8 protein-coding genes are annotated in these 6,267 nt (G+C 33.8%); 2 read left to right on the forward strand and 6 right to left on the reverse strand.

Annotation, left to right across the window (positions count from 1 at the left end):
* Nucleotides 1–274 precede the first annotated feature (274 nt).
* A complete protein-coding gene (locus J5G60_RS15795; RefSeq protein ID WP_150357704.1) occupies nucleotides 275–751 on the forward strand; it encodes a redoxin domain-containing protein in 477 nt (158 codons plus the stop codon).
* A gap of 120 nt (nucleotides 752–871) precedes the next feature.
* On the opposite strand, the gene J5G60_RS15800 is transcribed toward J5G60_RS15795, so the two are convergent.
* The 3 genes from J5G60_RS15800 to J5G60_RS15810 all read right to left on the reverse strand — a co-directional run bounded on the left by J5G60_RS15800 (nucleotide 872) and on the right by J5G60_RS15810 (nucleotide 2,585).
* A complete protein-coding gene (locus tag J5G60_RS15800) occupies nucleotides 872–1,192 on the reverse strand; it encodes a putative heavy metal-binding protein (protein ID WP_150357706.1) in 321 nt (106 codons plus the stop codon).
* 199 nt (nucleotides 1,193–1,391) lie between these two features.
* Nucleotides 1,392–1,895, reverse strand: coding sequence for a DUF4489 domain-containing protein (locus J5G60_RS15805; RefSeq protein ID WP_150357708.1), 504 nt, complete (start codon nucleotides 1,893–1,895; stop codon nucleotides 1,392–1,394).
* Between the two features lie 234 nt (nucleotides 1,896–2,129).
* A complete protein-coding gene (locus J5G60_RS15810; protein ID WP_150357710.1) occupies nucleotides 2,130–2,585 on the reverse strand; it encodes a flavodoxin family protein in 456 nt (151 codons plus the stop codon).
* 109 nt (nucleotides 2,586–2,694) lie between these two features.
* Between J5G60_RS15810 and J5G60_RS15815 the strand changes: the two genes are divergently transcribed.
* Nucleotides 2,695–3,339: a superoxide dismutase gene (locus J5G60_RS15815; protein WP_150357712.1), complete on the forward strand. Its 645-nt coding sequence runs from the start codon at nucleotides 2,695–2,697 to the stop codon at nucleotides 3,337–3,339.
* Between the two features lie 74 nt (nucleotides 3,340–3,413).
* Here J5G60_RS15815 and J5G60_RS15820 read toward each other — a convergent pair whose 3' ends face one another.
* From J5G60_RS15820 to J5G60_RS15830, 3 genes are all read right to left on the reverse strand, one after another.
* Nucleotides 3,414–4,733: a replication-associated recombination protein A gene (locus J5G60_RS15820; RefSeq protein ID WP_150357714.1), complete on the reverse strand. Its 1,320-nt coding sequence runs from the start codon at nucleotides 4,731–4,733 to the stop codon at nucleotides 3,414–3,416.
* Between the two features lie 62 nt (nucleotides 4,734–4,795).
* Nucleotides 4,796–5,659: a DMT family transporter gene (locus J5G60_RS15825; RefSeq protein WP_150357716.1), complete on the reverse strand. Its 864-nt coding sequence runs from the start codon at nucleotides 5,657–5,659 to the stop codon at nucleotides 4,796–4,798.
* A gap of 17 nt (nucleotides 5,660–5,676) precedes the next feature.
* Nucleotides 5,677–6,168, reverse strand: coding sequence for a prolyl-tRNA synthetase associated domain-containing protein (locus J5G60_RS15830; RefSeq protein WP_179978295.1), 492 nt, complete (start codon nucleotides 6,166–6,168; stop codon nucleotides 5,677–5,679).
* Nucleotides 6,169–6,267: the final 99 nt, after the last annotated feature.

Consider the following 6,267-nt stretch of genomic DNA (forward strand, 5'->3'; position numbering starts at 1 on the left):
TTACCTCATTTATATATTTACCACTGATTTTAGAATACATCATATATAATAATTCGTCAAGTAGTTATTATTTTAGGTATCGAACCTAAAATAACAAGGACTATTCATATCCAACTTATAGAAAATAGGAGAATTACGCCCTTTTTGTTAAATCACGCTCTTTCAAAAATCATAAAACAAGCCAAAAATATTGACAATAAACTGGATAAATTGTTTTAGAATATATACATCTGAATGCGGAATACTATATCTGAATAATAAGGAGGAGATAATCATGAAGCTAATTGCTATAGGAGATGCTGCACCAAACTTTTCATTAGAAGACAATCACCATCAACTTATAAATTTATCAAATTATAGAGGTAAAAATATACTGCTTTCCTGGCATCCTCTTGCTTGGACACCTATATGTACAGATCAGATGAGATCACTTGAAAACAGCTGGGATAGTTTTCAAAAGTTAAACACGATACCCTTTGGCATAAGTGTCGATGCACAGCCGTCAAAAAAAGTATGGGCAGCTGCACTTGTACTTGAACATCTAAGCATTCTTGCCGATTTCTGGCCCCATGGTAAAGTCACTCAGGATTATGGGCTGTTTGTTGAAAAAGACGGTACATCCCAAAGAGCAAATGTACTAATAGATCAAAATGGCATTGTAACATGGGTTAAAGTATATCCACCAAATCAATTACCTGATATAAATGAAATTTTTGAGATATTATCCAATATGCAGCTGGCTGTAAAATAGTTATTTGCAACAGAATTAATGCTTACGGTGAAATCTTCACAGACATACAGGTGATTTACGTAAGCATTAGATTTTTTCTCCATCAAACAATTATTGAATTCAAAAACATAACTATCAGTGTTACTCAACTAAAACTGCCGTCCCTGATGCAGTTACCATAATCATATTTCCACCTTGTCCCAGCACCTCATAGTCAATATCCACACCAATGACTGCATTGGCTCCAGCTGCAGATGCCCTATCCTCCAATTCCTTCAACGCTTCTTCCCTTGCCTGTATGAGCTCTCCTTCATAAGATTTTGAACGTCCTCCAAAAAAATTGGTAAGCCCTGCAGCAATATCTTTGACAAAATCAACACCGGAAATCACTTCACCAAAAATAATTCCCCTGTATTCCAGGATTTTCTTTCCTTCTATGATGTTTGTAGTCGTAACAATCATTTTTTTCATCTCCTTATTTTAAAATCAGGTATTTATTTTGATTATTTTTAGATTAATTCTCAATAGAGCTGTGTATCAGGATCATAACATATTTTCCCCAAGAAATCCATGTATATTCTCTTTTATTATTCCAATGCACCAATGATAGCCACAAAAAAACTCAAGGTTACTTACCTTGAGTTTTGATATAATCATGTCGTTAACATGAACTTCCACATGTAGCTATTGCTCCCAGTGTCGCATTGTTGATAGCAAGTGTGCCAACGGTAACTGCACTAGTAACAGTTGCAACTACAGTATAGTTACAGCAGTCATCAAAACAGTTGCAATCACAGTCACAAACGAAAAATGAGAATGTCTCGCTGGCAACTAATGCCACCAAGTCAAAAGTTGATGCCGGTCCTACAGGAATGGGGTTAACTTGATTTCCACACTGTTTAAATACTTGGAAACTTACAGTTCCAGTAAAGGCAACAGCTGCAACAAGATTACTGGAAAATTCAAGCTTAACACATGGATCTTTCAATCCCTTGGTATTTAATGTTAAGGACGTAAGGGTAAAAGTAGTACCCAAAACCGTAGCAGCAGGTAACGTAGTTGAATTAGGGCAACTGCATTTTACAATAGTTGTACAATTCGTTTCTTTTTTTATATTATTACATGGATCACAGTTGTCTTTATAAGATCTAGACATATAATTCATAAACAAAATCCTCCTTTTTAAAATAAAGCAAAAGTATTTATAAATGTAATTGACAATTTTGTCATTGGCTTCTACTATAATATATGATGTGGTGAAAAAAAGGTGCTGGTAGTTAGGATTATTTCTCCATTTTCAATATCGATTACAAATCATCTTGAAAATTTAAAAAATAAAAAAGCCAATGTAGAACCATCAGCTTTTTATCCTTAAATTTTATATCCGCAGTTCATTTTTTTATGAATTTTTCTTCAATAATTCAGCTGCAAAATCCTCTGCTGCTTTCATATCATTTTCATTGGGCCTTCCCTTAGCTATACCTCCAAAAATTTTGAATGGTCCGAAAGTATCAAAACCCTTGCAGGCAAAACTTCCGATCACATCAAAACCCTTGCTTTCAAGTATACTCTTGAGTGAATCGTTATAGTTTTCTTTACCCTGTCCACTGGTGGAAAAAACAAATGCCTTTTTATTTTCAACTTTTTCAAAATGTTCCACCAAATTTAATATGCTTTTATGAAACTTGCCATAAAATATTCCGGAACCAAACCCTATCAAATCATACATGTTGAATTGATCTGTATTTACTTCCTCTGCCTTCACTAATTTTCCTTTTAGAATACCGTTAATTCCAAGAGCAATTTTTTCTGTATTCTTATGTTCCGTAGATTTATAGATTATCAAGCTGTTCACTACATGTCAATCCTTTCTTAATTAAAAATTAATTGATAATTTGTAATATCCTAACACTTTTAGGATTCATTACATATTATGTATTAGTATATTATGTAGAGGTGATTTCATGAGCAATATAAAACCTGAAACTTTCGATTTTAAATCAGTTAAAGGCATTACGACAAAGCAGTTAGACGAACATTATAAATTATATCTAGGTTATGTAAACACGCTGAATAAAATCTGGAATACTACCTATATAGCTGCCAACTATGAAGACAGCAATTCAACCTATTCAGCAATGCGAAGTCTTAAGCGCGGTGAAACATATGCCCTGGATGGTGTAAAACTTCACAATCTCTATTTTGAAAACATGACTGGAGGAAGCAACACCCCCCAAGGTCCCATCTTCGATGTCATAAAAAATCAATTTTCTTCTTATAATACTTTTATATCCTATTTTACAAACGTAGGGCTATCCATTAGGGGCTGGGTGGTATTATCAATTGATTCTCTCGATAATAAGCTTCATATAATAGGAAGCGATTCTCATGACAACGGAGCAGTGTGGTTATCATGCCCAATACTTGTGATGGATGTTTATGAACATGCCTATTTCATGGATTTTGGAACAGACAGGAAAAAATATATTTCTACATTTATTCAAAATATAAACTGGAGAGTTCTAAACAACAGATTTAAAAAATATATTTCTTCAATGCAGTCTATGAATATACAACCCTTCAGACATTGTCCCTTTAGATATTTTTAAAAAATTCTATAACTAAAAAGTACTTACCCCGCAGTCTTAGAAATTCAGTTTCATATAATAATTCTATGGCAAATTTAATATCTGTTCTTTATTTTCCTTATACTTAACAATTTTTGTTTTACTTTCTCTTCGAAACCCTCATCAGATGGAAAATAATACTGTCTATTCTTTAAATTATCCGGCAGACACTGCATGTCTGTCGTTTTTTCCTTAAAATCATGGGCATATTTATAACCTTTTCCATATCCCAAATCATGCATCAGCTTAGTAGGAGCATTTCTGAGATGCAGCGGAACACCCTGGGAAATAGTATCAAGTGCATCTTTTTTGGCACTGTTGTATGCCCTGTAGAGAGAATTTGACTTTGGAGCAGATGACATATAAACCACGGCTTCCGTAAGATTTACACTGCATTCAGGCATTCCTATGAAATGAACTGCATTATATGCGGAAACTGCCACTTCCATGGCCCTTGGATCCGCCATTCCTATATCCTCCGAGGAAAAACGTATTATTCTCCTTGCAACATAAAGCGGATCTTCCCCCGATTCTAGAATTCTAGCCAGCCAGTAGATGGCCGCATCCACATCACTATTTCTCATGGATTTGTGTAGTGCTGAAATAAGATTGTAGTGTTCTTCTCCATTTTTGTCGTATAGCAGTGTTTTTTTGTTTATACACTGCTCAACAGCTTCTTTAGTTACATTGGAGGTACCCACATTGTCAATACAACTCATTATGACAATTTCCAGTACATTCAGGGCACACCTCGCGTCTCCATTTGCGTATATGGCTATGGTTTTAAGCATATCATCTGTGATATTTACTTTTAAATAACCAAAACCTCTTTTATCTTCTATTGCCCTCTTCAACAGGCTGACAATATCTCCTGTATCAAGAGGATGAAGTACAAAAACCCTGCACCTTGAGAGTAGTGCAGAATTTATTTCAAAAGAAGGATTTTCCGTAGTGGCTCCTATGAGTATGATATTTCCCTTTTCCACATGGGGAAGAAAAGCATCTTGCTGTGCCTTATTAAATCTGTGAATTTCATCTACAAAGAGAATTGTCCTGATACCCATTCTTCGATTTTTTTCAGCAGTTGTCATTACTTCCTTTATTTCCTTTATACCTGAAGTGGCAGCACTGAAATTTATAAATCTGGCTTTGGTAATAGAAGCAATTATCCTGGCCAGAGTGGTCTTCCCAACTCCAGGAGGTCCCCAGAATATCATTGAACTTATATTGTCTGTATATATTAGATTCCTGAGTATTTTTCCCTTCCCAAGTATATGCTGCTGTCCAATATATTCTTCCAAACTTCTGGGCCTTATCCTCTCAGCCAGGGGAGAAGATACATTTTTATCAAACATTGAATTCTGTACATAATCCATATTAAACACCTGCATTTTTAATTTTAATATAAATAGCCTCACACATACATTATACCTTAAATTCAATCCACTTTTCTAATATAGTACACAGCATAGATAACCACAGCTGCCCCAAAAACCTGAAGCAGAGTCACTGATTCTCCCAATACAAAAAAGGAAAGCAGCATGGCAGTAGGTATTTCCAGATTTCCTATTATTGAAACCTTTAAAGCTCCTATATCTTTTATTGCAGCATACAATAGAGTCAGCGGTATTATCCCACAAAACACAGCTAAAATTATAATACATATGACGAGTTTAATGCTAAACTCCCTTTGAAATAGAGCTGCTGGAGAAATAAAAACTATCAGTGACAAAAACGAAAAAACAATCGAATAAAAATTCACAGCAAGTGAATTTAAGCTTTTCATTTTTTTCTCCGAATATATATTCATAAAAGCATAAAATACTGCGGACAAAATCCCAAATACACAGCCTTTCACAGAAAATGAAGCCAATTTATTTACTAATCCCAAAGTTAAAAAACATCCTATAAATGCCATGACAACAGCAAAAATCTTTTTAGAACCAAAACTATTTTTTTCAACTAGAGAAGAGTAAAAAAAAACCATTATAGGATAAGTATAAAGTAATATGGTAACCATAGAAACGTCTAGATAGTTAAATGCCTTATAGTAAAAAACTGTCATGAGCGTATCACCTAGTATTCCCAAAACAGCTGTATGATAAAGTTCCTGTCTATTTATTTTTAAAATATTTTTATCTACAACTGATATGGTAAAAAACATAACCGGAATAGCTACCATGTATTGTAAAGCCAATATACTTATGGAATCCATGCCCTCTGAAAAAGTAATTTTTACTATAATACCACAGCTTCCAAATAATACAGCTGATAATACAGCATATAGGTATCCTTTTCTCATGCAGCATCTCCTTGTATTTAAATTTTCATATAAGATATCCTATTTTTAGTCCATTTCAAGAATTTTTGGAAATCTCTAGTTGAAATAACCAGTGTTGCTGTATTTACATTTGGATGAAACCCCACTCTTTCCGCTTTGAATATATCATTATCAATTATTGCTCTCACGCATTTGTCATCATCATTAATCAGTCCAAAAGGGCTTACAGATCCGGGTTTCAACCCTAAATACTTTCCCAGTCTTTTCTCTGAAGCAAAAGACAGTGGAGTACTTCCTATCTGTTTGGATAATTTTTTTAAATCTGCCTGTTTTGAATCTTCCAAAACTACAAGATAATGAACATTTCCCTTTCTATTCCTGAGAAAAAGATTTTTGGTATGATCACCTGGAATATGTATATCCAAACTATTCACATCTTCTACAGTATAAACTGGCTTATGGGTATACTTCTCATATTCGATACCTATTTCATTTAAAGTATCATATACTTTTTGCTCACCTTCACTAATCATTATAAACGCCTAATTATATTGATAAATATAATAGACTTTCTCACCTTCCCTTCTTTTATCATATAAGATATATTTTAATATTACTTATTATAATAT

This window comes from Clostridium sp. HV4-5-A1G (assembly GCF_900184915.1).
Classification (GTDB): Bacteria; Bacillota; Clostridia; order Clostridiales; family Clostridiaceae; genus Clostridium_B; species Clostridium_B aromativorans.

Coding starts and splice junctions, on each gene's coding strand:
- J5G60_RS15795 (WP_150357704.1), top strand. CDS start 275: ATGAAGCTAATTGCTATAGGAGATGCTGCACCAAACTTTTCATTAGAA.
- J5G60_RS15800 (WP_150357706.1), bottom strand. CDS start 1,192: ATGATTGTTACGACTACAAACATCATAGAAGGAAAGAAAATCCTGGAA.
- J5G60_RS15805 (WP_150357708.1), bottom strand. CDS start 1,895: ATGAATTATATGTCTAGATCTTATAAAGACAACTGTGATCCATGTAAT.
- J5G60_RS15815 (WP_150357712.1), top strand. CDS start 2,695: ATGAGCAATATAAAACCTGAAACTTTCGATTTTAAATCAGTTAAAGGC.
- J5G60_RS15820 (WP_150357714.1), bottom strand. CDS start 4,733: ATGGATTATGTACAGAATTCAATGTTTGATAAAAATGTATCTTCTCCC.
- J5G60_RS15825 (WP_150357716.1), bottom strand. CDS start 5,659: ATGAGAAAAGGATACCTATATGCTGTATTATCAGCTGTATTATTTGGA.